The organism is Streptomyces sp. NPDC048416 (genome assembly GCF_043200435.1).
Lineage (GTDB): Bacteria > Actinomycetota > Actinomycetes > Streptomycetales > Streptomycetaceae > Streptomyces.
Genome location: NZ_JBICXU010000048.1, coordinates 1 through 22,776, shown reverse-complemented (window position 1 = coordinate 22,776; position 22,776 = coordinate 1). Strand labels below are relative to the sequence as shown.

Below are 22,776 nucleotides of genomic sequence, written 5' to 3'. Positions count from 1 at the left end.
CCGGGGTTCAGGCTGAAGTGCGGCGGCCCCGAGGGACTGTTGGAGTTCGCGTGGGCCGGGACCGGAGTGTTCGACGCCAGGGTGGCGTGCTGCGTCGCGGCCACCCTGCACCCCGGCCAGGACGGCGGCTGCCAGTTGGTGTTCCGCTTCCAGATGGGCGCGGAGCACGGGGCGGCGCCGGTGGTGCTGCGCGTGGACGTGCCGCCCGCGCAGAGCGGGGACGCCGAGGAGTTCATGCGGGCGCTGTGGAGCGCGTACGAGATTCCCGACCGGCCCGCGGAGGACACCGGCGCCCATCATCTGGCGCGCTGCCCCCGCGAGGCGGGGTGGATTCTCAGCCCTGCGGCGCCCGCGTCCGAGGAGCTGTTCCAGCTCGTCATGGACCGGGTGAACGCGGACGACATCTAGGGGGTGTCTTCCACGTCCCGCCTGGTCGGCGGGCCGACGACACTCCTTGGAAGACACTCCCTGGCGGACCTCGTCCGGGCCGTGCCGGGCTCTCGGAGTCCGGCACCGCGCCCTGATCCGGCGCATCCGAACGAAAGACCCCGATGGACGACGACTGACAGAGAGGCAGGACGAGGGTGGCGGCTTCGGCCAACTGGCAGTGCGCGGACTGCGACAACGTGAACGGGCCCGGCGACCGGGCCTGCGACGGCTGCGGCAACGCCCGCCCGGCCCCCGCGCCGCGTCCGGGCACGACGCGGGGCCAGGCCCCGGCGGACGGCGGCGGCGCCCCGGCGCCGCGCTCCCCCGCCAAGCGCCCCGCTCCGGCGCGGCCGTCCAAGGACTGGCAGTGCTCCAAGTGCGATACGAACAACGTCACTTCGGATCTTTCGTGCATCGGGTGCGGCACCGGCTGGAAGGCGGCCACGAAGAAGTCGGCGCCCCGCAAAACCCCCGGGCCCGGCGGGGCGAAGCCCACCGGTGGCAAGCCGACGAGTTCGGGGCCATCGGCGCCCAAGCGGCCCGCGCCGAAGCGGAGCGCCCCGTCGGCGCCCCGCACACCGCGCGCCTCGGCGCCACCGCCGACCGGACCCACGCGGCCGCATCCCCGCCCCGAGGGAGCCTTCTATCCGCCGCCGAGCGCCACTGGTTACACCCCCACCGCGCCCCGGCCGTCGGCGCCCCACCCGCCGCCGGCCCCGGCTCCCGCGCCGCCTGCGTACGTGGCCCCGCGCACCTCGTACGCGCCACGGCCGAAACGGTCCAACGGGTGCGTGGGCTGTCTCTCCGCGATCGGGCTCGTCTTCGTCCTCGGTATCTTCGCCGACGGCTGCAAGAGCCTCTTCGACCACGGCTCCGCCTCGGCGAAGCCGTCGTCGAGCGCGAGCGGCAGCCCCTGCCCCTCACGCATCGCCGGGGCGCTGCCCAGCGGCGACGGAGCCCGTCTCGTCGAGGCGTTCGTCACGCAGAACAAGCAGATCACCCTGTGCCGTACGACGGCGGGAAACCTGTACTACTTCGGGGAGTTCAGCGACCACCGTGAGCCGGGCATCGCCATGCCGGCCAAGAAGACGGACAGCGGGTACGAGGCCACGAACGCTCCGTACCGCTATGTCATCCACGACGGGGTCGTGACCATCTACGAGTCGGGCAGCAGGATCGGCCAGGAGAAGGTCACTGCCGAGCCGTCGCCGTCCTGAGTCCCGGTCTGCGCGGCGGCGCGGCGGCGCGGCGGTCCTTTGTCCCACGGGCCGCCGCGCCGCCGTGCCGAACCCGGGTGCTCAGCCCTCGGTGCTCCTCAGCGTCAGGGAGATGCTGTTGATGCAGTAGCGCTGGTCGGTCGGGGTCGCATAGCCCTCGCCCTCGAAGACGTGGCCCAGGTGCGAGCCGCAGCGGGCGCAGCGGACCTCGGTGCGGACCATGCCGTGGGTACGGTCCTCGATGAGCTCGACCGCGTCGGTGTCCTTCGGGTCGAAGAAGCTGGGCCAGCCGCAGTGCGACTCGAACTTCTCGGTGGAGGTGAAGAGGTCGGCGCCGCAGGCACGGCACGCGTAGACGCCCTCGGTCCTGGTGTCGGTGTACTCGCCGACGAAGGCGGGCTCGGTGCCGGCCTGGCGCAGCACCTGGTACTCGGCGGGCGTCAGCTCCGCGCGCCACTGCTCGTCCGGCTTCTCGACGTCGTACGACATGGGGTGCTCCTCGGTCGGATCAGTGCGACAGGCGGGCCAGGATGGCGGGGCCGAGGTCCGTCACATCACCGGCGCCCATGGTGAGAACGAGATCGCCGGGGGCGGCCATTCCCGCGATGACGTCCGGGACCGAGGACATGTCGTGCACGGCGGTGACGGTGGCACCGGCCGCCTTGGCCGCGTCGATGATCAGCGCGCTGGTGACGCCGGGGACCGGGTCCTCGCGGGCCGGGTAGATGTCGAGGACCACGGAGAGGTCGGCGAGCGCGAGGGCCTGGCCCATCTCCTTGCCGAGTTCCTGGGTGCGGGAGAAGAGGTGGGGCTGGAAGACCACGACGAGGCGCGCGTCGGTTGCCGCTCCCCGCATCGCCTCCAGGTCGGCGGTCATCTCGGTGGGGTGGTGCGCGTAGGAGTCGATGACCTGGACGCCCTTGACCTCGCCCTTGAGCTGGAGGCGGCGCTTGACGCCGGTGTACGTGCCGAGCGCGGAGGCCAGGTTGTGCGCAGGGATGCCGAGCGCGACGCCCGCGGCGAGCGCGGCGACCGCGTTGAGGGCGTAGTGGCGGCCCGGGACCGAGACCGTGAAGGTCAGGAATTTGCCGTTCAGGAGGACCGTGACCTCGGAGGTGAGACCGCGCGGCGTGATCTTGTGGACGCGTACGTCCGCCGTGCCGGACTCGCCGTACGTCACGACGTTCAGGCCCGCCCGGTCGCGCACCCGGCGGGCCAGCTCGACCGCGCCGTGCTGGTCGGCGGAGATCACCAGGGTGCCGCCGGGGTTGATCTTGCCGACGAAGGTCTCGAAGGATTCGTAGATCTCGTCCATCGAGGCGTAGTTGGCGTGGTGGTCGAGCTCGACGTTGAGGACGATGGCGACCTCGGGGTCGTACTTCTGGAAGCTGCGGTCGCTCTCGTCGGCCTCGGCCACGAAGATGTCGCCCTCGCCGTGCCGGGCGTTGGTGCCGGGCCCTTCGAGGTCGCCGCCGATCGCGTACGAGGGGTCGAGACCCAGCCCGGTCAGGGCGACGGCCAGCATCGAGGTGGTGGTGGTCTTGCCGTGGGTGCCGGCCACGGCGATCGCGCGCAGGCCGCCCATGAGCGAGGCGAGCGCGTCCGAGCGGTGCACGACGGGCACGGACAGCTCGGCGGCGCGGACCAGCTCGGGGTTGTCGGCGCGAATGGCGCTGGAGACGACCACACAGGTGGCGTCGGAGGCGAGGTGGCCGGCCGCGTGGCCGATGTGCACGGTGGCGCCGAGGGAGCGCAGCGACTCGGCGGTGGCGGACTCCTTCGCGTCGCTGCCCGCGACCCGTGCCCCGCGCTGGGCCAGGATCTTCGCGATGCCCGACATGCCGGCACCGCCGATGCCGATGAAGTGCGGCCGTTCCATGGCGGTGGGAATGGCGGATGCCATGCGGTTCTCTCCCGGGGTGCGACGTACAGAAGGAGCCCCCAGCCTAGTTCCCCCGGGGGCTCCTCTCCGTACACGGCTCCGTGCGGGGGCGTGCTCCGTCCCGCTGGTGCCCGCGTGTTCCTACTCGCTGTGCGCGAACAGCTTGAGCACGGGCACGCCCACCTTGTGGCGGGCCCGCGAGGCCCAGTCGCGGTGGAAGAACTCCTCCACGTAGTGCGGTGCGGTCAGGACGATCACCTCGTCGGCGTTCACCTCGTCGACGACGCCCTTCAGCTTGTCCAGGGGGTGGTCGTCCACGATCTGCCCCACCGCCGTGCTTCCCGCGTCGCGCAGGGACTGCACCGAGTGCTGAAGGGCCAGCTCGGCGGGGCCCTGCGCGGCCGAGCCCTCGGGTTCCTCGTTCTCGTGGACGGCTTCGTCGAGTTCGCCGAGCGCCACGTCGTCGATCGCGCGCAGGAGACGGTCCTGGTCGCCCCTGGGCTGCATGAGCACGACGAAGGACACCGGCTCCTCGCCGTGCAAAGTGGTGACGAATTCCACGTCGACGGAGGTCAGCGGCTTCTCGATCATCAATACGCTCGTGAACACCACAGGCGCCCTTCTGTTCTCTCCATGGCCGCCGCCACCACGAAGTGGCGGGTCCGGCCCCTGCGGAAACCATCCTTCCCCGTGCCCGCACGGGGTCTGCGTGAGGTAAGTCTGCCCAGCGTGAGCTAACCGGAACGATAAATTCCGCCGATCGTCAGATCCGACGGTAACGGGTGTAGAGGAACCCGGCGTCCTCCAGCACGCACGTCGGCGCGAAGCGCTGCGGGACCTGCACCGCGGGCCCCCCTGCGATGCGCTGCGCGTCGCCCGCCGTCAGCGTCGGGGACATCGTCAGGCACAGCTCGTCCAGGACGCCCGCGGCCACGAACTGGCCGAGCAGGCGCGGCCCGCCCTCGGTGAGGAGGCGCAGGTGGCCCCGGTCGGCCAGGGCCTGCACCGCGCGGCCGGGCTCGACCCCGGGCCCGTCACCCGCGACCAGCACCTCGGCGCCGGCCCGCTCCGCCTCGCGCACCCGGTCCGGGTCGGCGGCCGCGCCGGTCAGGATCAGGGTGGGGACGAGCGGGGAGGCGAACAGGGGCAGCGAGAAGTCGAGGTCGAGGCCGGCGGTGACGACGGCGATCGCGGGCGCGGGACCCTGCCCGGCCGCCTTGCGGCGCTCCGCGAAATCCGCCCGTGCCTTGGCCGGCCGGTAGCCCTCCAGGCGTACCGTTTCCGCACCCACCACGACCACGTCCGCGAGCGCCCGCAGGGTGCCGAAGATCCGCATGTCGGTGGCGGAGGACAGCGGGTGCGAGCGGCCTTCGTGCTGGCCGGCGCCGTCGAGCGAGGACACCATGTTGGCCCGCAGCCAGGGGCCGTCGGTGCCGGGGTAGGCGTACGCGTCGGCCAGTTCGTCGAGCGACCACTCCGCGTCCGCTGCGGGTGTCTGGTCGGTCACAGGGAACAGTTGTCGCATGCCGTGCAGTCTGGCACGAGCCTTACAGTGGGGAACTGTGTCGACCAGCCCCATAACCCAAGCGGCCCCCGTGTCGCTCTGCGCCCGCGCGCCGCACGTTCCCGCCGATCGTCTGGTCGCCGAGATGGTGCCGCCGCCGCGGTTCGACTCGGTCCGCTTCGAGACGTACGTACCGGACCCGAACCAGCCGAGCCAGGCCGAGGCGGTCACCGTGCTCTCCTCCTTCGCGGCCGGGCTCGGCGGGGCGCACGCCGCCGGTGCCAAGCGCCGGTGGTTCGCGAAGAAGCCGGCCCCGGTCGCCGGCCCGCGCGGGGTGTACCTCGACGGCGGGTACGGCGTCGGCAAGACCCATCTGCTCGCCTCGCTGTGGCACGCGACCCCGGCCGAGCCCGCGCTCAAGGCGTTCGGCACCTTCGTCGAGCTGACGAACCTGGTCGGCGCGCTGGGCTTCCAGCAGACCGTGCAGACGCTGAGCGGTCACCGGCTGCTGTGCATCGACGAGTTCGAGCTCGACGACCCGGGCGACACCGTGCTTGTGTCCTCGCTCCTTCGCAAGCTGGTCGAGCAGGGCGTGGCCCTCGCGGCGACCTCCAACACACTGCCCGGCAAGCTCGGCGAGGGCCGGTTCGCGGCGGTCGACTTCCTGCGCGAGATCCAGGGCCTGTCCGCGCACTTCCGCCCGCTGCGGATCGACGGCGAGGACTACCGCCACCGGGGTCTGCCCGAGGCCCCGGCCCCGTACTCCGACGAGCAGGTCACCCGCGCCGCGTACGCCACCGAGGGCGCCGCCCTCGACGACTTCCCGCAGCTGCTCGACCACCTCTCGCGCGTCCACCCCAGCCGGTACGGGGCGCTCACGGACGGGGTGCGCGCGGTGTGTCTGACCGATGTGCGCCCGGTGCCCGACCAGTCGACCGCGCTGCGGCTCGTGGTGCTCGCCGACCGGCTGTACGACCGTGAGGTGCCGGTGCTCGCCTCCGGCGCTCCCTTCGACCGGCTGTTCAGTGACGAGATGCTGAACGGCGGATACCGCAAGAAGTACTTCCGAGCGATCTCCCGTCTGACCGCGCTCGCCCGTGACGCGAAGGGCCTTGTGGGGCAGTAGGTTTGGGCCGAGGGGGCCCAAGCAGCATCCGTCCAGCGCCCCCTCGGCCACAGAAGGGAATCATCATGGCCACCACGCGCACGGCGCACACGGTCTGGGAAGGCGAGCTCCTCAAGGGCTCCGGCACCGTCACCTTCGACTCCTCGGGCATCGCCTCGCAGGCGGTCTCCTGGCCGTCCCGCGCCGAGCAGGCCAACGGCAAGACCAGCCCGGAGGAACTGATCGCGGGCGCCCACTCCAGCTGCTTCTCGATGGCTCTCTCGCACGGTCTGACCGGCGCGGGCACCCCGCCCACCCGCCTGGAGACCAAGGCCGACGTCAGCTTCCAGCCCGGCGAGGGCATCACCGGCATCCACCTCACCGTGCGCGGCGAGGTCCCGGGCCTCGACGCGGACGGCTTCCAGGCGGCTGCCGAGGACGCCAAGAAGAACTGCCCCGTGAGCCAGGCCCTCTCCGGGACCACGATCACGCTGACCGCCGAGCTCGCCTGACCCTGCCGCCACGGGCGGCGCCGCGTTCCCCCGCATCTCGCACGATCGGGGGAACGCGGCGCGCGGCCGGGTCCGGTTCAGGTCGCGCGGTTGGTCAGGCCGGAGATGTCGACCGACTGGTCGGCGGGCGGGGTCGCCGTCGGCACCGGCTTGTCGAAGCCGTCGAAGCGCACGGTCGCCTCGGGAACCTTCGCGCCCGCCTTGGCGATGGTGATCCGTACCGGGTAGGGCTTGCCCGTCGTCGCCACGTCGAGCGTGACGGTCCTGCCCTGCTGCGTGCCGGTGACGGGGACGACCGCCGTGCCGTCGACCGTGGTCGGTCTCCCCTTGGTGAGCCCGGTGGCCGGCTGCTGGGTGGCGCCGGCGACGGACTGCCGGAAGGTGTCGAGGTCGCAGACGTCGGTCGTGTTGCGCAGGACCGGGTCGTCGGTGGTGCCCTTGAGGTAGCGGTCGCCGACCAGTGAGGCGAGCGCGCCCGCGCCGCCCGGCACCGCGTTCTTCCAGAACGCCGCGTCCGGCTTCAGCCACACGTCGCTGCCCCGCTTGACGATCTGCACCGAGCCCTGGGGGCCGAGGCTGACCGAACCCCGGCAGTTCCCCGCCCTGTCCAGGGTGAGGTCGAAGGAGGTCTGGGCACCGGACGCGCCGAGATCGCCCTTGGCCGTCATGTGCAGGGATGACGCACCGAGCAGAGCCGCGCGGGAGCGCTGGGCGATCTGCTGGGCGGTGAGGGAGCCGGTGTCGTCCGCGTGCGCTGGAGCCGCGCCGGCCAGGGCGACCACGGCGGCGGCCGAGCAGACAGTCGAGCAGACGGCCGCGGTGCGGGATCCGGACACATCGCCTCCCGGGGGGTGTGAGCCGTTCCCCGTCTGGTGCGCGGGGGGCGTGCTCGGGCGTGCGTTCCGCTAGGAACGAGCCTAGTCCGCGCGGGCCCGTCAGGCGCGTCGCGGGGTGCGCGGGCGGTCGGCCACGGGCGGAGGACGTGCTTGTGCGGCATTGGCCGGAATCTCCGGCATGGCGCACGCGCCCTCAATAAATCGTGCTATATGACCAGCTACGTTCCGAACGTGACTATCTCTGTACGAAAGCTGCTCGCGGTTGCCCTGCTCGGTATGTCGCTCACGGGGTGCGGCACCGACCCCGCCTCGGCCCCGCCGCACAGCGCGGGCAAGTCCACGCCCGCCTCCTCGGGCGCGGCCGCGCCGTTGCCGGCGCGGGGTGTTCCGACGCTGGCGCCCGGCCCCGGCGGCATCACCCCGGTCTTCGAGCGGGCGCCCGCGAGCCAGGGCGAGAAGGTCGTCGCGCTCACCTTCGACGCCGACATGACGGCCGACCAGGGCCCGCGCGCGGCAGCGGGCGAACACTTCGACAACCCGGCCCTCATCGCGGACCTGCGGCGCATGAAGGTGCCGGCCACGGTGTTCATGACCGGACGCTGGGCCGAGGAGTACCCCGACCAGGCCCGCACCATCGGGACGGACCCCAACTTCGAGATCGGGAACCACTCCTACAGCCACTACGCGTTCATGTCCGACTGCTACGGGCTGCCCGTGGTCGAGAAGGGCACGATGCGCGCCGACGTGGAGAAGGCGACGGCCCGGTTCACGAAGGCCGGGGTGCGCAACGCCGTCCCGTACTTCCGCTTCCCCGGCGGCTGCTACAACGACGAGGTGCTGCGCACGCTCGCGCCGCTGAAGATGACCGCCGTGCAGTGGGACGTGGTGAGCGGGGACGCCTTCGCCACGGACGCGAACGCGGTGGCCGAGCAGGTCCTTGCCGGGGTCAAGCCGGGGTCGCTGGTGGTCATGCACTGCACGCGCAGCGCGGCGCCGGTCACCGACACGGCGCTCCAGCGCATCGTGCCCGAGCTGCGCAAGCGCGGCTACCGCTTCGTGAAGGTGTCCGAACTGATCCGCGGTGCCGCGCGCCGCTGACCGCGTTCAGCCGGAACAGGCCGAGCGCTGGGCCTCCTGCCACTGGCAGACCGGGCAGAGCGTGCTGCCTCGTGTCGACTCCGGGTACTCGGTCGGCCTGCGGCAGAGCACGCATTCGGCGCGGCCCTCCACCGCGCCGGGTGCGGCGGGCCCGGTGCCTGACCCCGTGGCGGACCCCGGGCCTGACCCCGTGGCGGGGCCGCCGTCGCAGTACGTCGGGTCGTCGTGCGTCGCGTCCATGACGAGGAGCCTAGGGGGTGGGCGCGCTCAGCGGCGTCGCGAGCTGAGCGCACACAGCACGCTCGCGACGGCCCCCGCCAGCACGAGGGCCGCGGCCAGCGGCAGCAACGCCGGATGTACGGACCCGGTCCGCGAGCCGGTGACCAGGGCGGACACCGCGTACTTGGCGGGCGAGGGGGAGAGGACCAGCGCGAGCAGCGCGGCCGGGGCCGTGAACGCCAGGGACCAGCCCCGGCCGTGCAGGACCGGGCGGGCGCCCAGCGCGCCGACCACCACGCCGGTCAGCACGCACACCCCGGCCGCCACCAGACCCGCCCCGACCGCGGAACCCAGCGGCACCGCGACCTTGTGGTCCTCGCTCGCCGGATCGCTCACGACGGCGACGTACGCCAAGCCCGCGAACCCGAGCAGGGCGGCCGAGCCCACGGCCGCCAGCAAGGACGCGAGGTGGACCCGGGCCGGGCCCGCGGCCGCGGCGGCGCAGATCCGCGCGGCCTCCGGTTCCTGCGAGACACAGATCCGGGCCAGCCAGGCCGCCACCGGGAGCAGGGCGGCGACCGCGTACCCCATCGAGCCCAGGATCGGCTCCCCCGCCCGCCGACGCCCAGGAACGCGGCGTACAGCAGCACCGGCGCGAGCCAGCGCTGGGAGCGCAGGAGCAGCGCACTCTGGTAGCGCAGGAGCGGGACGAGCGGATTCACGTGCTGCGCACTCCTTGGATGTGCCAGGGCGGGCGGGCCGCCAACAGGGCGCGCAGCAGATCGTCGGAGTGCTCGGCCGGCACGCGCAGGGAGCGGGTGTCGCCGTCGGCTTCCGTCAACTCCTCGGGCGCGCCAGGCAGTTGGGCCGGAGGGGGCCCGGCCCCGACGATGTCGATCAGGACCACGACACGGCGGGGCTGCACGCCGACGGGCGTCGGCGGCAACGGCCCCGGACGCGCGCGGGAGGCCAGGGGCACGGGATCGGCACTCGCACCGGAGGCCAAGGCCTCGCAGTCTGCGCTCGCGTCAGCCGCCAGAGGTACGGAACCCCCGCTCGCCCCGAACCCCAGCGGCCCGCGCCCCGCACTCGCACCGAACCCCAGAGACCCGGGACCCGCACTCGCACCGAACCCCAGTGGCGCGCGCCCCGCACTCGCGCCAGACCCCAGCCGCGCGGGACGCAGTTGTGCGTCGGCCACCGCGTAGCGCGCGTCCTCCCGGGATGCCAGCCGCCGCGGGTCGTGGTCGACGAAGACGACGGTCCCGCCCGCCGCCACGCGCTCGTGCACCGCGCGCTCCAGTTCGGCGCGGGCGGCGCCGTCGAGGCCGGTCCACGCCTCGTCAAGGACGAGGAGTTCGGGGTCGGCGAGCAGCGCCTGGGCCACGGCGACCTTCTGGCTCGTCCCCTTGGACAGCTCGGCGAGCGGGGTCGCGGCGTAGGCGGCCGCGCCGAACCGCTCCAGCCACCGACCCGCCCGCTCCTTCGCCGTACGGCGCGGCAGGCCGTGGACACGGCCGAGGTGCGTCAGATAGCCGGCGGCGGTGAACGGCAGCGCCACGGGGAAGCGTTCGGGGACGTAGGCGGTGCGCGGGCGGCCCGTGACACGGCCCTCGGTCGGCGCGTCGATGCCGGCGAGGAGCCTCAACAGGGTTGATTTCCCCGTGCCGTTGGCGCCCTCGATCCGCACCAGTGCCCCGCTCGGCAGATCGAGGTCGACGCCGCGCAGCACCCAGGGGCCGCCGATGGAGTACCGGCGGCCCACGCCTCGCAGCGCGCGTGCCGTGCTCAGTGCTGCTGAGCCTTCTGCGGCGTGGCCTCGCTCGGCCGGACGATGACGTAACCCTCGCCCTGGAGCATGAGCTGGACCGCCTCGCCCGAGCCGCCGCGCAGCATCGAGCCGATGGACTGCGAACGGTGCAGGGAGGTCTGAAGGTTCGCGGTCCAGCCCACGACCGCGTCGGTGTCGACGTAGACCGGCATCTGCGGCGAGACCGGGATGACCAGCGGGTTGCCCTCGCACATCAGGCCGAGTCGGCCCTGGCCGGTGAAGACGCTGTTGAAGAGGCCGCCGCCGGCGATGCCGGAGCCCTTGACCGTCTTGATCTCGTAGCTGAGCGAGGAGTCGAAACACAGCACGTTGCGGCCGTTGATGGTGAGGGCGTCGCCCGGCTCGACGTCGACGATGAAGCAGTTCTGCGCCTCGTGCGCGAACCACGCCTCGCCCTGGCCACTGACCGCCATCAGAGGCAGGCCCTCCCCGGTGACGGCGCGCTTGAGCATGCCGCCGATGCCCTGGCCGCGCCGCTCGAACTGGAGGGTGCCGCGGTAGGCGATCATGGCGCCCTGGCGCGCCAGCATCTCGCCGTTGACGGCGTACTTGATCGACTTGGCGTTCTCCAGGGTCATGCCGGCGGCGGTCGCAGGCTGGGCCATGTTCTCGATGGCAAAAAGGTCGCTCTTCATGCGCGCATCCTGTCCCGGAACGATTCGTTCCGCCAAGAATCACCGGTTCGGCGGCTGGCAGACTGGTGGGGTGAGCACCCAGGACACCCCTTCCAGTAGCCCTTCCAGTAGCCCCTTCGACACCGAGTCCCCGCGCGAGGAGGCACCCCAGTTCGTGCTGCCGCTCGTCGTACGCATCGAGAAGGCGGCGCCCCCGGCGCGTACCGACGCACTGGAGACGGCGGCCCGCGCGGTGCTGGTGATGCTCTCGGACGAGCGGTCGCTCGGCGAGGGGGAGGACGAGGGCGAGTGGGCCCGGGTCATGCGTGACTGGCAGGACGCGCGGATCCGCAAGGTGGTCCGCCGGGCCCGCGGCGCCGAGTGGCGCAAGGCATCGGCGTTGCCCGGCATCGCGGTGACCGGGAAGGCCGCCGAGGTACGCGTCTTCCCGCCGGTTCCGCTCGACGGCTGGCCCAAGGAGCTGGCCAAGCTCCAGGTGTCCGGCACCGATCTGGACGACCCGGCGGACCCGGGCGCGCCCGATCCGCTCGCGCCCGTGCTCTGGCTCAGCCCGGACCTCGACATGTCCGCGGGCAAGGCGATGGCGCAGGCAGGGCACGGAGCGCAGCTCGCGTGGTGGGAGCTGTCGGAGGGCGAGCGCGCGGCTTGGCGCGAGGCGGACTTCGCGCTGTCGGTACGTGTGGCGGATCCCGCCGCGTGGCGCGAACTGACCGTGAGCGGGCTCCCTGTGGTCCGCGATGCGGGCTTCACGGAGATCGCCCCCGGGTCCTGCACGGTGGTGGCGGACCACCCGGCCCTACGAGCCCACCCGCGGCAACCCTGACCCGACCCCGGGGCTGCCGGTGCCGGGCGGCATCGTCAGCCCGTCCGGCGTTCGAGGACGAGCGCCTTCCGGCCGCGAACGAGGTCTGGGGCTTAGGGGGTGTCTGGTGGATCAGGGTCGGTCAGGGTGCGGCGCCTGGTGCGGTGCATCGCAAGGCGCCGGAACGTCGTGATAGCGGAGCTATCGGGGCGTTTCGGCAACGCCGCGAGGTGCCGTGCCAGGCGCCGCACCCCCGGCCATGATCCACCAGACACCCCCTAGCCCCAGGGCCTGGGCCTCAGCCCTCTTCCACCCCCGGAGGGTTTCGGCAGCCCCGATGCCCTCGCGTCCGCATAGGCTCGTGCTGCCAACGGCGAACGCTGGCACAGGACTTCACACCACTGGAGGTTTCCGTGGCCAAGGGCTACTGGGTCAGCGCCTACCGCGCCATATCCGACCCCGAGAAGCTGGCTGCCTACAACGAGCTGGCCCGGCCGGCCGTCCAGGCAGCGGGCGGTCGGCTCCTCGCCCGTGGCGGCCGGGCCGTCGCACATGATGCCGGAATCGCCGAACGCACTGTTCTGATCGAGTTCGACAGCTTCGAGCGGGCCGTCGCCGCGCGCGAGAGCGAGGCCTACCAGAAGGCGCTGGCCGCCCTCTCCGACGGCGTCGAACGCGACTTTCGCATCATCGAAGGTCTCGACTGACCGACGGGGGACGCCCTTTCGGATCACCGGGGCGGATCACCGGGGCGGCCGCCGTGCGAGCTTTCAGCGGTGGGTGTGGCCGACGGGCGTCTGTCCGGCGCATCGAACGGTGCGACGGCGTCGGGTTGAACGCATCAGGCGTCCCGCGCGTATCCCCCGGTACCCCCGAGCAGCGCACGCGCTCTCAACTGGTCGTACCGGGAGGCATCTTGTCGCGTGGAATAGTTCGATCCAGTCGCTTCGCCCTGCGCCGGCTCAACGGCACGGGTTTGCTCATCGCCGTACTCGTGGCCACGATCGGCGCGCTCGCCTTTCCCGTGTGGTCGTACGCCGACCGGGCGGCGACCCCCCAGGCCAACCTCAACTCCGCCTCCACGCCCACCGCTTGGGGCCCGCTGTCCGCGATGGACCGGGACTTCCTGAACAAGGTCCGGCTCGCCGGACTCTGGGAGGGCCCGGCCGGACAGCAGGCACAGCAGCGGGCGCCCAGCGCGGCGATCAAGGCCGCCGGTGACCATCTCGTCATGGGCCACGCCGCGCTCGACCAGCATGCCCGCGACGTCGCCGCGAAGCTCGGCATCGTGCTCCCGACCCAGCCAAGCGACCAGCAGCAGGGCTGGCTGCGGGAGTTGACGGCGGCCTCGGGGCGGGACTACGAGGTCAAGTTCGCCAACCTGATCCGCGCCTCGCACGGCAAGGTGTTCGTCCTGGTCGCCCAGGTCCGGGCCAGCACCCGGAACTCCCTCATCCGCGACCTGGCGACGGACGCCAACAACACCGTGCTGGACCACATGACGATGCTGGAGGCGACGGGCCTGGTGGACTTCGACGCCCTCGCCACCCCCAGCTGAGCCCGCCGGCCCGGGCGGGCGCGGCTGAACGGCCAGGCCCGCGCGGCCGGGCGCGTGCTCCCGGGGGCGCCAACCTCAAATCAAGCTCTGAACGTGCCACCCGCAGGGTTCGGCGCGGGACGCCCGGGCCATGACCTGTCCATGAAGCACTTGGGCATCGGCATCGGCTGGCGGCCTCAGATCGCCGAGGCGGTGGAGGGTCTGGCCGGCATCGACTGGGTCGAGGCGGTCGCGGAGAACCTCTGCCCCGGCCATCTCCCCGACGCGCTGGTACGTCTGCGCGAGCGCGGCGTCACCGTCGTACCGCACGGGGTCTCGCTCGGTCTCGGCGGCGCCGACCGGCCGGACGCGGGGCGCCTGGCGGATCTGGCGGCCCGGGCCGAGGCGCTGGACGCCCCGCTCGTGACCGAGCACATCGCGTTCGTACGGGCAGGTGGCGCCCTGACCGCATCCCCTCCCCTGGAGGCGGGCCACCTCCTGCCGGTGCCGCGCACCCGCGACGCCCTGCGCGTGCTGTGCGAGAACGTCCGCATCGCGCAGGACGCGCTGCCCGTGCCGCTCGCCCTGGAGAACATCGCGGCGCTCATCGGCTGGCCCGAGGACGAACTGACGGAGGGTCAGTTCCTCGCGGAGCTCGTCGAGCGTACGGGGGTCGGGCTGCTCATCGACGTCGCCAACCTCCACACCAACCACGTGAACCGCGGCGAAGACCCCTCCCGCACCCTCGACGCGCTGCCCCTGGAGGCGATCGCGTACGTCCATGTCGCGGGCGGCGTCGAGCGGGACGGCGTATGGCACGACACGCATGCCCACCCCGTGACCCGCCCGGTGCTCGACGTCCTCGCCGACCTGGCCACGCGTGTCACGCCGCCCGGCGTGCTCCTTGAGCGGGACGAGGCGTTCCCGCCCGCGGCGGAGCTCGCGGGCGAACTCGACGCGATCCGGGCCACGCTCGACACGGCAGGCCTCCGCGCCCCGCGCCGTCCCGCACCGGCCGGAAAGAGCCCCCTTCCCGACCGCCCGCCCGGCGTCGGCGCCGCTCCCGGCCCCACGCACATCGCGGACCCACGCGACGCCCCGGGCACCCGCAACACCCCGACCGGCGGCACTCCGAACACACTGGCCGGTGGCACCCCGGGCACCCCGGACACACTGGCCGGTGGCACCTCGGACACCCCGACCAACGGCGCCCCGGACACCCCGGACACCGCACGCGCGCGTGAGCGCCTGGCACTCGCCCAGACCGCGCTGCTCTCCTCGCTCACCGCGGGGACGCCGGTGCCCGCGGGGTTCGACGGGCGGCGGCTGCGGGTGCAGGCCCGTGCGCTCGTGGCCAAGCGCGCCGATGTGGTGGCCAAGGTCGCGCCCGAGCTGCCGCGCCTCGTCGGGGACGGCTACTGGGAGGCGTTCGCCTCGTACGCCGCCTCCCGTCCGATGCGGGGCGGATATCGCCAGGACGCCCTGGACTTCGTCCGGTTCCTGCTGGACGCCGGGCGTCCCGCCGATCCGGACACCCGCCGGGCGCTGGCCCGCTGGTTCAAGGAACGGGCCGGTGCGAGGCCGCCGGGCCGGGCGGCGCGGCTCCTGCGCACCCTGACCCGGGCGGCCTGACGCAGGGTGCGCAACGGGTCAACGTACCGCGCCAGTACGGCAGTTGAGGGCGTCTCCGGCATCACGTGACGACGCCCACTCCGCCCCATCACCCACTTCACGCAATCACCTCCCGGATCAGTGGCGTCCGCACTACCGTGCGCACCGCACCAGGAGGCATCCATGCGTCACTTGTGGTCCGGCACCGGGCTCGTCCTCACCGCGTTGGCGGCGACCCTGCTCGCCCTGCTCTTCCCCGTCTGGTCCTACGCCGACCGTTCCGGCACGCCGTCGGCCGATCTCGCCGCCGGTACGGTGGCGACCCGCTGGGGCCCGCTGTCCGCCGCCGACCGGGACTTCGTGGTCCGGGTGCGGCTCGCGGGACTCTGGGAGGGACCGGCCGGGCAGCAGGCCGTCGAGCGGGCCCCCAATGCGGCGATCAAGGCGGCGGGGCAGCATCTCGTCGACGGGCACGCCTTCCTCGACGCCCGCGTCCGCGAGGTCGCGACCGGCCTCCGCATGGAGCTGCCCGACCGGCCCAACGCCCAGCAGCGGGGCTGGCTGCGCACCCTGACGGCGGACCGCGGCGCCGCCTACGAGCGGGACTTCGCGAACCTCCTGCGGGCCTCGCACGGCGCGGTGTTCACGCTCGTGGCACAGATACGGGCCGGCACCCGCAACTCGCTGGTGCGCGGGCTCGCCGACGACGCGAACACGACCGTGCTCGACCACATGGCGATGCTGGAGGCAACCGGGTCCGTCGACTTCGACGCGCTCGCACAGGACGGCGCCGCGGCGACCGCGAGCCCGACCGGTCCACCGCCGCCCACCCCGGGCGCCGCCGTGCCGAGCGCGGCCCCCCTCGCCCCCGGGCCGCCCGACAGCGGCGAGCCCTCGTTCTCGCTGCCACCGGCCGTCTCACGCCCGAAGGGCGAGGCGTTCGACGGGCCCGACCTCCACACTCCGTAACGAAGCGATAACCCGACGTCCAAATTGTGGACAGACTGTGGCGGAGAAACGCCAACTTCGCATACAACTCGGCCATGTTCTGGGTCCTCTTTCTGCTGCCCGCGATGGTCGCGGCCGGTCTGTCCTGCGGCCTGCTCTGCCTCTCCGCCGTAGCCGCCGCGCGCCCCCAACCGCGTCCGGACGAGGAGCGGGACCTGTCCCGTTACGAGGCGGCGTTCCTCGCGGGCGGCCCCTACCGGGTCGCCGACCTCACCCTCGTCTCCATGCACCGGGCCCGCCGCCTGCTGCTCGCGCACACCGGGTGGGCCACGGTCGTCGGCCCCGAGGGCCGGGACGACCTGGAGCGGTCCGTCCTCACCGCGATCGGTCCTGGCGGCCAGGAGCGGATAGCGGCGATACGGGCCGGCACGGCCGCGGCGGACGCGGTGCGCGCGCTCGCCGACCGGCTCGCCGGAGCGGGCCTCGCCGTCCCCGACGCCGTACGGTCGGGGGTCAGCACCTCGGTGCGGGCGGTGCGCGGCGCCGCCCTGCTCACCACCGCGCTCGCGTGCGCGGCGCTGTTCATGCCGGGCGGGGGCGACACCGGGCGGGCCGAGATCGCCGCCTGGTTCGCGCTGCCCCTCGTGCTCACGCTGGGCTGTCTCGCCATCGCCCGGGTGGAGATCCACCCGTACACCCGGTGGGCGTCGCCGGATGGTCAGCGGCTGCTCGGCGGGCTCGACCCGGCGGGCGATCCACTCACGGCGCTCGCCGTGCGCGGGCTCAGGGCGGTGGACGATCCCGAGCTGCGCAGCGCCCTCACGAGTGGCCGCCTCGCCCACGGGGTCCCGGAGTCCTGACGAGCGGCCGTCTCGCCCGCGGGCCCCGACGTCTCGCCCACGGCCCTCAGGCACCTGTCACGCGGGCGAACCGCCCGCAGGCCAGGCGGCCTGACGCGCCCTCAGTTCGCCAACGCGCCCGTACCCGCCGCGCGGCCGTATCGCTCATCGGGGTCAATGACCGTGCCCGGCGCGGCCCCGCTGCTTTACTTCCACTCGTTCGAAGTATCCCCTTTTGATCTGTATGTACTTCCGTAGTACCGCAGCACGAAAGGGATGTACCGGCGATGAGAGCTGTAGCGCTGTACGGAACCCTGGGTTCCCTCGTCCTTTCCGCCCTCGTCGCCGCCCCCGCGGGCAGCGCCGACCCGCTGACCGCAGAGGCCCGGGGGGTCGAGGCCGCCGCCCGGCGCGCGGCCGCCGACTCGATCGCCTTCGGCCGCTGCCCCGACGTGGAGTCGCTGCCCCCGTCCGTCCAGTGCGGCACCGTCCGGGTCCCGCTGGACTACGCCCACCCGACGGGCCGTCAGATCGATCTCACCGTCAGCAGGACCAAGGCCAGGGGCAAGCCCGCCGAGCGCCAGGGCGCCCTCGTCTTCAACCCGGGCGGTCCCGGCGCCTCCAGCATGTACTTCCCGATGGTCGCCGGCATGCCCGACTGGAAGCGCGTCGCCGGGGCCTACGACCTCATCGGCTACTCCCCCCGCGGAGTCGCCCGCTCGGCGCCGCTGTCCTGCCAGGACCCCGGCGACTTCACCAAGGCACCGACGCAATCGCCCACCTATCCGTCCGACACGTACAAGAAGGAGCGGATCGCGCAGGCCAAGGCGTACGCGCAGGGCTGCGCGCGCAACGCGGGAGAGGCGCTGCGCTTCTACACCAGCATCAACAACGCCCGTGACCTGGACGTGCTGCGGGCCGCCCTGGGCGAGCCGAAGCTGACGTTCATGGGAGCCTCGTACGGCACCTACTTCGGCGCGGTGTACGCGACGTTGTTCCCCTCGCACATCCGCCGGATGGTCTTCGATTCGGCGGTGAACCCGGCTCCGCGGCAGATCTGGTACCGCAACAACCTCGACCAGTCGCTGGCCTTCGAGCGCCGCTGGGAGGACTTCCGTATCTGGGTCGCCAAGCACGACGACGTCTACCACCTGGGCGAGACGGCCGATGAGGTGCTGGAGAGCTACGAGAAGGTGCGGGCGGGGCTCACCCGCGAACCGGCGGGCGGCACGGTGGGACCCGCCCAGTTGCAGGCGGCGGTCCTCAAGGCCGGGTACTACGACGACTACTGGGCGAGCCGGGCGACCGCCCTCTCGGAGTACCTGAAGGGCAACGCGAAGCCGCTGATCCAACAGGCCGCGCCACGCCCCGAGTCGGCGCGCGACGACGAGAACGGCAACGCCGTGTACACCGCCGTCGAGTGCAACGACGCCGTGTGGCCGAGGGACTTCGCGACCTGGGACCGCGACAACAGCGAGCTCGCGAAGGTCGCGCCGTTCGAGACGTGGGACAACGCGTGGATGAACCTGCCGTGCGCCTACTGGCCGGCCCCGCAGCAGAAGCCGGTGGACGTGCGGGCCGAGAAGGGGGCGCTGCCGCCGACGCTGATCCTCGCGGCGGAGCGGGACGCGGCGACTCCGTACCCGGGAGCGCTCGAACTCCAGCGGCGACTGCCGGGCTCCGTGCTCATCACGGAGAAGAAGGCCGGCACGCACGGCATCGCGGGCGGCCCGAACGCATGCGTCAACGGCTATGTGGAGGACTATCTGCTGAACGGCCGGACGCCGGTGCGGCGCGCTGCGTGCGCGCCGCACCGGGAGCCGAACCCGGTGTCGCTGGACGAGCGGACGGCCCTCAGGCCGGGGCATGTGCCGCCCACTCTCTGATCTTCCGGGTCAGGGGTGAGCCGGGTCCGCTCGCGTGGCGCGGACCCTCTCACCTGGTCTTGCTAGGCCAGTCCCGCGACGAGGTCGGCGACGCTCTTGCGGCGTCCCGTGTAGAACGGGACCTCTTCGCGGACATGCATACGGGCCTCGGAGGCACGCAGGTGGCGCATCAGGTCGACGATGCGGTGCAGTTCGTCGGCCTCGAAGGCGAGCAGCCACTCGTAGTCGCCGAGCGAGAACGAGGCGACCGTGTTGGCCCGCACGTCGGGGTAGCCGCGGGCCATCTTGCCGTGGTCGGCGAGCATGCGGCGGCGGTCCTCGTCGGGCAGCAGGTACCAGTCGTAGGAGCGCACGAACGGGTACACCGACACGTAGTCGCGGGCGTGCTCGTCGGCGAGGAACGCCGGGATGTGCGCCTTGTTGAACTCGGCCGGCCGGTGCAGCGCCATGTTCGACCACACCGGTTCGAGCGCACGGCCCAGCTTGGTGCGGCGGAACAGGTTGTAGGCGCCCTGGAGCTCGTCGGAGGTCTCCGCGTGCCACCAGATCATGATGTCGGCGTCGGCACGCAGGCCCGACAGGTCGTAGGTGCCGCGGACGGTGATGTCCTTGGCGGCGAGCTGGTCGAACAGCTCCTGGACCTCGTCGGCGTAGCCGGCGCGGTCTTCAGGCAGGACGTCGCGCAGCTTGAAGACAGACCACAGGGTGTAGCGGATGACCTCGTTGAGGTCCTTCGCCTTCTTCCCCGCGTTGGGAATCTTTTCCGGAGCAGCACTCATGTGGCTATTGTCCCGCGTCACTCTGGGTGTTCCGCGCCAGGGTCGACGTGGCGATGATCTCGTCGGCGGCGCGCTGGGCGCTCGCGACGCACGCGGGGATGCCGACGCCGTCGTAGACGGCGCCGCAGACGCGCAGTCCGGGCAGCTCGGCGACCTGTGCGCGGATCCGCGCGACCTTGGCGAGATGGCCCACCGGGTACTGCGGAAGGCCGCCGATCCAGCGGTTCACGGCGGTGGCGACGGGCTTGGCGGACAGGCCGACGGCCTCACCGAGGTCACCGAGCGAGACGTCCACGAGGTCGGCGTCGTCCCAGTCGAGGTGGCGCTCCTCGCCGTAGCGCCCGATCGAGGTCCGCAGCACGAACAGGTCCGAGCCGCGCTCCTTGACCCAACTCCACTTGTGCGTGGAGAACGTGGCGGCCTTGATGGTGCGGCCGTCCACCGGCGGCACAAGGAACCCGGAGCGCTCCGCAAGGCCGGCCAGGTCGGACCGCCGGAAGGCGAGAGTGACCAGCGCCATCGAGGCGTACTCGACCTCGGCGAGCTCGGCGGCGGCGGCCGGCGACTCCTCGGCCAGCAGCGTGGACGCCGACCAGGCGGGGGTGGAGAGGATCACGCCGTCGGCGTCGATCAGCTCGGAGTCGGTGCGGATGCGCCAGCCGTCGGCGGTCCGTGCGAGGGCGAGCACCGGGGTCCCGGTGCGGATGTCGCCGCCCTGGGCGCGCACGGCATCGGCGACCGCGCCCGGCAGGGTGCCGATGCCGCCGTCGAGGCCCGCGAAGACCGGCCCGGTCTGCTGCCGCGCGGCGGCCCTGGCCTGGATGTCCTGGACGCCGTCGAGGAGCGAGCTGTGGGTACGGGCCGCCTCGAAGAGCTGGGGCACGGCGGCCCGCATGGAGATCTTGTACGCGTCGCCCGCGTACACCCCGCCGAGCAGCGGCTCCACCAGCCGGTCGACGACCTCGCGGCCGACCCGTTTGGCGACGAACTCGCCGACGCCGATGTCCTCGCCGACCTCGCTCGGGGCGAGGTCGCGGTCCTGGGCCACCCGGGCCAGGCCCTCGGCGGAGAGAATGCCGTGCAGGCCGGCCGGGTCGGCGGGCACGCCCATCACATGGCCCGTGGGCATCGGGCGCAGGGCGCCCCGGGTCCAGAGGGCGGCGTTGGCCGTGGCGGGCGCCTGGAGCCGGTCTTCGAGACCGACCGCGCGGGCGAGCTCCACCCCCTCGGGGCGCCGGGCCAGCATCGACTCGGCGCCGAGGTCCACGGGCACGCCCTCGATCTCACCGGCGAGCAGCTTCCCGCCGAGCACCGCGCTGCCTTCGAGCACGGTCACCCGGGCACCGGCCGCGAGCAGCCGGTGGGCGGCGGCAAGCCCGGAGATGCCGCCTCCGACGACGACGATGTGCGGGGCGCGGGCGGGGGCGTTGTCCATGCCTCCACTGTCTCAGACCGGCCCCGAACACCCGAAACGAGCCCCGCCACGAGGCCGCCTGTCATCAACTGGGCTGCTGCGGAGGCAAGTTGGCGGCCCGGCGGGCCAACACCGGGACGGCCGCTCGTCCGGCGGGGAATTTCCGCACCCCCGGCGTACGTATCGTGACCAGGAGAAGGCGGACCCTCACGAGCGGAGGCAACACCCATGGCGGCGGAGCGACTGGTGGTCATCGGCGGTGACGCGGCGGGCATGTCCGCGGCGTCGCAGGCCCGCAGGCTGAAGGGCCCCGAGGAGCTGGAGATCGTCGCCTTCGAGCGCTCGGGCTTCACCTCGTACTCGGCGTGCGGGATCCCGTACTGGGTGGGCGGCGCCGTGCCGCGCCACCAGGATCTGATCGCCCGTACGCCCGAGGAGCACCGCGAGCGCGGGATCGATCTGCGGATGCGTACGGAGGTCACCGAGCTCGATGTGGAGGGGCGCAGGGTCAGGGCCCGCGACCTGGCGTCGGGGGCGCAGGAGTGGACCTCGTACGACAAGCTGGTCATCGCGACCGGGGCGCGGCCGATCCGGCCCGGCCTGCCGGGGATCGACGCCCCCGGGGTGCACGGGGTGCAGACCATCGACGACGGGCGGGCCCTGCTCGCAAGCCTGGAGGCGGCCGGCGGGCGGCGCGCGGTGGTGGTGGGCGGCGGCTACATCGGCATCGAGATGGCCGAGGCGCTGCTGGAGCGCGGGTACGAGGTGACCCTGGTGACGCGCGGGGCGCAGCCCATGCACTCGCTCGATGCGGACATGGGACGTCTCGTCACCGAGGCGATGGAGCGCTCCGGGATCCGGGTGGTGACGGACGCCGAGGTCACCAAGGTGCTGACCGGGGAGTCGGGCCGGGTGCGCGCGGTGGCGACCGAGTCCGCCGAGTACCCGGCGGACGTGGTGGTGCTCGGCCTCGGCGTCGCGCCCCGCACCGAACTCGCCCGCGCCGCCGGTCTGCCGCTCGGCGCGGCGGACGCCCTGCGCACCGACACCGCGATGCGGGTGCGCGGGCACGACAACATCTGGGCGGGGGGCGACTGCGTCGAGGTGCTGGACCTGGTGTCGGGACGCCACCGCCACATCGCGCTCGGCACGCACGCCAACAAGCAGGGCCAGGTCATCGGCTCCAACGTGGGGGGCGGCTACGGCACGTTCCCCGGTGTGGTGGGCACGGCCGTCACCAAGGTCTGCGCCACGGAGGTGGCACGGACCGGCCTTTCGGAGCGGGAGGCCCGCGAGGAGGGCCTGCGGTACGTCACGGCGACCATCGAATCCACCAACGTCGCGGGGTACTACCCGGGCGCCACGCTGATGACGGTCAAGATGCTGGCCGAGCTGCGCACCGGGCGGCTCCTCGGCGCGCAGATCGTGGGCGGCGCGGGTGCGGCGAAGCGGATCGACGTGGTGGCGGTGGCCCTGACGGCCCGTATGACGGTGGAGCAGATGACCGCCCTGGACCTCGGGTACGCCCCGCCGTTCTCCTCGGTGTGGGACCCGGTCCTGGTGGCGGCGCGCAAGGCGGTGTCGGCCGTGCGCGCCGCGGGCTAGGGGGTGTCTGGTGGATCAGGGTCGGTCAGGGTGCGGCGCCTGGTGCGGTGCATCGCAAGGCGCCGGAACGTCGTGATAGCGGAGCTA

At 72.8% G+C, this 22,776-nt stretch carries 23 protein-coding genes and 1 pseudogene; 13 read left to right on the top strand and 11 right to left on the bottom strand.

Going from position 1 to position 22,776, the window contains the following annotated elements; all coding sequences use genetic code 11:
* Positions 1-39: 39 nt before the first annotated feature.
* Together ACGFW5_RS33835 and ACGFW5_RS33830 are read left to right on the top strand one after the other, a co-directional pair.
* Positions 40-408, top strand: a complete 369-nt coding sequence (locus ACGFW5_RS33835; RefSeq protein ID WP_393838166.1) for a hypothetical protein — start codon at positions 40-42, stop codon at positions 406-408.
* 176 nt (positions 409-584) lie between these two features.
* Entirely contained in the window at positions 585-1,646 is a 1,062-nt protein-coding gene (locus tag ACGFW5_RS33830; protein ID WP_393838165.1) for a zinc finger protein, read from the top strand.
* An 81-nt stretch (positions 1,647-1,727) separates the two neighbouring features.
* Here the strand turns inward: ACGFW5_RS33830 and msrB are convergent, their stop codons facing one another.
* The 4 genes from msrB to ACGFW5_RS33810 all read right to left on the bottom strand — a co-directional run bounded on the left by msrB (position 1,728) and on the right by ACGFW5_RS33810 (position 5,053).
* Positions 1,728-2,135, bottom strand: coding sequence for a peptide-methionine (R)-S-oxide reductase MsrB (gene msrB, locus ACGFW5_RS33825; protein WP_393838164.1), 408 nt, complete (start codon positions 2,133-2,135; stop codon positions 1,728-1,730).
* Positions 2,136-2,154: 19 nt separating this feature from the next.
* Entirely contained in the window at positions 2,155-3,549 is a 1,395-nt protein-coding gene (murC, locus tag ACGFW5_RS33820; protein ID WP_393838163.1) for a UDP-N-acetylmuramate--L-alanine ligase, read from the bottom strand.
* 120 nt (positions 3,550-3,669) lie between these two features.
* Positions 3,670-4,137, bottom strand: a complete 468-nt coding sequence (locus ACGFW5_RS33815; protein WP_393838176.1) for an indole-3-glycerol phosphate synthase — start codon at positions 4,135-4,137, stop codon at positions 3,670-3,672.
* 154 nt (positions 4,138-4,291) lie between these two features.
* Complete coding sequence (locus ACGFW5_RS33810; RefSeq protein ID WP_393838162.1) at positions 4,292-5,053, bottom strand: pyrimidine reductase family protein; 762 nt, start codon at positions 5,051-5,053, stop codon at positions 4,292-4,294.
* Between ACGFW5_RS33810 and zapE the strand changes: the two genes are divergently transcribed.
* Both zapE and ACGFW5_RS33800 read left to right on the top strand, forming a co-directional pair.
* Positions 5,052-6,158, top strand: coding sequence for a cell division protein ZapE (zapE, locus tag ACGFW5_RS33805; protein WP_393838161.1), 1,107 nt, complete (start codon positions 5,052-5,054; stop codon positions 6,156-6,158). The genes ACGFW5_RS33810 and zapE overlap by 2 nt on opposite strands.
* Before the next feature lie 65 nt (positions 6,159-6,223).
* Positions 6,224-6,649 (top strand): OsmC family protein, encoded by a 426-nt coding sequence (locus ACGFW5_RS33800; protein WP_393838160.1) that lies wholly within the window; start codon positions 6,224-6,226, stop codon positions 6,647-6,649.
* 77 nt (positions 6,650-6,726) lie between these two features.
* Here the strand turns inward: ACGFW5_RS33800 and ACGFW5_RS33795 are convergent, their stop codons facing one another.
* Positions 6,727-7,485, bottom strand: a complete 759-nt coding sequence (locus tag ACGFW5_RS33795; RefSeq protein ID WP_393838159.1) for a hypothetical protein — start codon at positions 7,483-7,485, stop codon at positions 6,727-6,729.
* 210 nt (positions 7,486-7,695) lie between these two features.
* Here ACGFW5_RS33795 and ACGFW5_RS33790 point away from each other — a divergent pair, with 210 nt between their 5' ends.
* Positions 7,696-8,583, top strand: a complete 888-nt coding sequence (locus ACGFW5_RS33790) for a polysaccharide deacetylase family protein (protein WP_393838158.1) — start codon at positions 7,696-7,698, stop codon at positions 8,581-8,583.
* Positions 8,584-8,589: 6 nt separating this feature from the next.
* Here the strand turns inward: ACGFW5_RS33790 and ACGFW5_RS33785 are convergent, their stop codons facing one another.
* The 4 genes and pseudogenes from ACGFW5_RS33785 to ACGFW5_RS33770 form a co-directional block, all read right to left on the bottom strand.
* Positions 8,590-8,823 carry a hypothetical protein gene (locus ACGFW5_RS33785; protein WP_393838157.1) on the bottom strand — a complete coding sequence of 78 codons (234 nt, stop codon included), beginning with the start codon at positions 8,821-8,823 and terminating at the stop codon, positions 8,590-8,592.
* 27 nt (positions 8,824-8,850) lie between these two features.
* Positions 8,851-9,524 (bottom strand): annotated as a pseudogene (locus tag ACGFW5_RS33780) (ABC transporter).
* Positions 9,521-10,567, bottom strand: a complete 1,047-nt coding sequence (locus ACGFW5_RS33775; RefSeq protein WP_393838156.1) for an ATP-binding cassette domain-containing protein — start codon at positions 10,565-10,567, stop codon at positions 9,521-9,523. Before ACGFW5_RS33775 ends, ACGFW5_RS33780 begins: the two are co-directional and overlap by 4 nt.
* A gap of 23 nt (positions 10,568-10,590) precedes the next feature.
* The gene (locus tag ACGFW5_RS33770; protein WP_393838155.1) at positions 10,591-11,268 is read right to left on the bottom strand and encodes an AIM24 family protein; all 678 of its coding nucleotides are present in this window, start codon (positions 11,266-11,268) and stop codon (positions 10,591-10,593) included.
* A 70-nt stretch (positions 11,269-11,338) separates the two neighbouring features.
* On the opposite strand from ACGFW5_RS33770, the gene ACGFW5_RS33765 reads away from it, so the two are divergent.
* The 7 genes from ACGFW5_RS33765 (at position 11,339) to ACGFW5_RS33735 (ending at position 18,891) form a co-directional block, all read left to right on the top strand.
* Positions 11,339-12,091 carry an aminoacyl-tRNA hydrolase gene (locus ACGFW5_RS33765; RefSeq protein WP_393838154.1) on the top strand — a complete coding sequence of 251 codons (753 nt, stop codon included), beginning with the start codon at positions 11,339-11,341 and terminating at the stop codon, positions 12,089-12,091.
* Between the two features lie 392 nt (positions 12,092-12,483).
* Positions 12,484-12,777, top strand: a complete 294-nt coding sequence (locus tag ACGFW5_RS33760; RefSeq protein WP_393838153.1) for a DUF1330 domain-containing protein — start codon at positions 12,484-12,486, stop codon at positions 12,775-12,777.
* 245 nt (positions 12,778-13,022) lie between these two features.
* The gene (locus tag ACGFW5_RS33755; protein WP_393838175.1) at positions 13,023-13,628 is read left to right on the top strand and encodes a DUF4142 domain-containing protein; all 606 of its coding nucleotides are present in this window, start codon (positions 13,023-13,025) and stop codon (positions 13,626-13,628) included.
* A 141-nt stretch (positions 13,629-13,769) separates the two neighbouring features.
* The gene (locus tag ACGFW5_RS33750; RefSeq protein ID WP_393838152.1) at positions 13,770-15,239 is read left to right on the top strand and encodes a DUF692 family multinuclear iron-containing protein; all 1,470 of its coding nucleotides are present in this window, start codon (positions 13,770-13,772) and stop codon (positions 15,237-15,239) included.
* Between the two features lie 162 nt (positions 15,240-15,401).
* A complete protein-coding gene (locus ACGFW5_RS33745; protein ID WP_393838151.1) occupies positions 15,402-16,187 on the top strand; it encodes a DUF4142 domain-containing protein in 786 nt (261 codons plus the stop codon).
* Between the two features lie 74 nt (positions 16,188-16,261).
* Complete coding sequence (locus ACGFW5_RS33740) at positions 16,262-17,026, top strand: TIGR04222 domain-containing membrane protein (RefSeq protein WP_393838150.1); 765 nt, start codon at positions 16,262-16,264, stop codon at positions 17,024-17,026.
* A gap of 266 nt (positions 17,027-17,292) precedes the next feature.
* Positions 17,293-18,891: an alpha/beta hydrolase gene (locus ACGFW5_RS33735; RefSeq protein ID WP_393838149.1), complete on the top strand. Its 1,599-nt coding sequence runs from the start codon at positions 17,293-17,295 to the stop codon at positions 18,889-18,891.
* A gap of 62 nt (positions 18,892-18,953) precedes the next feature.
* Here the strand turns inward: ACGFW5_RS33735 and hemQ are convergent, their stop codons facing one another.
* A complete protein-coding gene (gene hemQ / locus ACGFW5_RS33730) occupies positions 18,954-19,670 on the bottom strand; it encodes a hydrogen peroxide-dependent heme synthase (protein ID WP_393838148.1) in 717 nt (238 codons plus the stop codon).
* A 4-nt stretch (positions 19,671-19,674) separates the two neighbouring features.
* Positions 19,675-21,105 (bottom strand): protoporphyrinogen oxidase, encoded by a 1,431-nt coding sequence (gene hemG, locus ACGFW5_RS33725; RefSeq protein WP_393838147.1) that lies wholly within the window; start codon positions 21,103-21,105, stop codon positions 19,675-19,677.
* A 207-nt stretch (positions 21,106-21,312) separates the two neighbouring features.
* On the opposite strand from hemG, the gene ACGFW5_RS33720 reads away from it, so the two are divergent.
* Positions 21,313-22,689 (top strand): FAD-dependent oxidoreductase, encoded by a 1,377-nt coding sequence (locus tag ACGFW5_RS33720; RefSeq protein WP_393838146.1) that lies wholly within the window; start codon positions 21,313-21,315, stop codon positions 22,687-22,689.
* Positions 22,690-22,776: the final 87 nt, after the last annotated feature.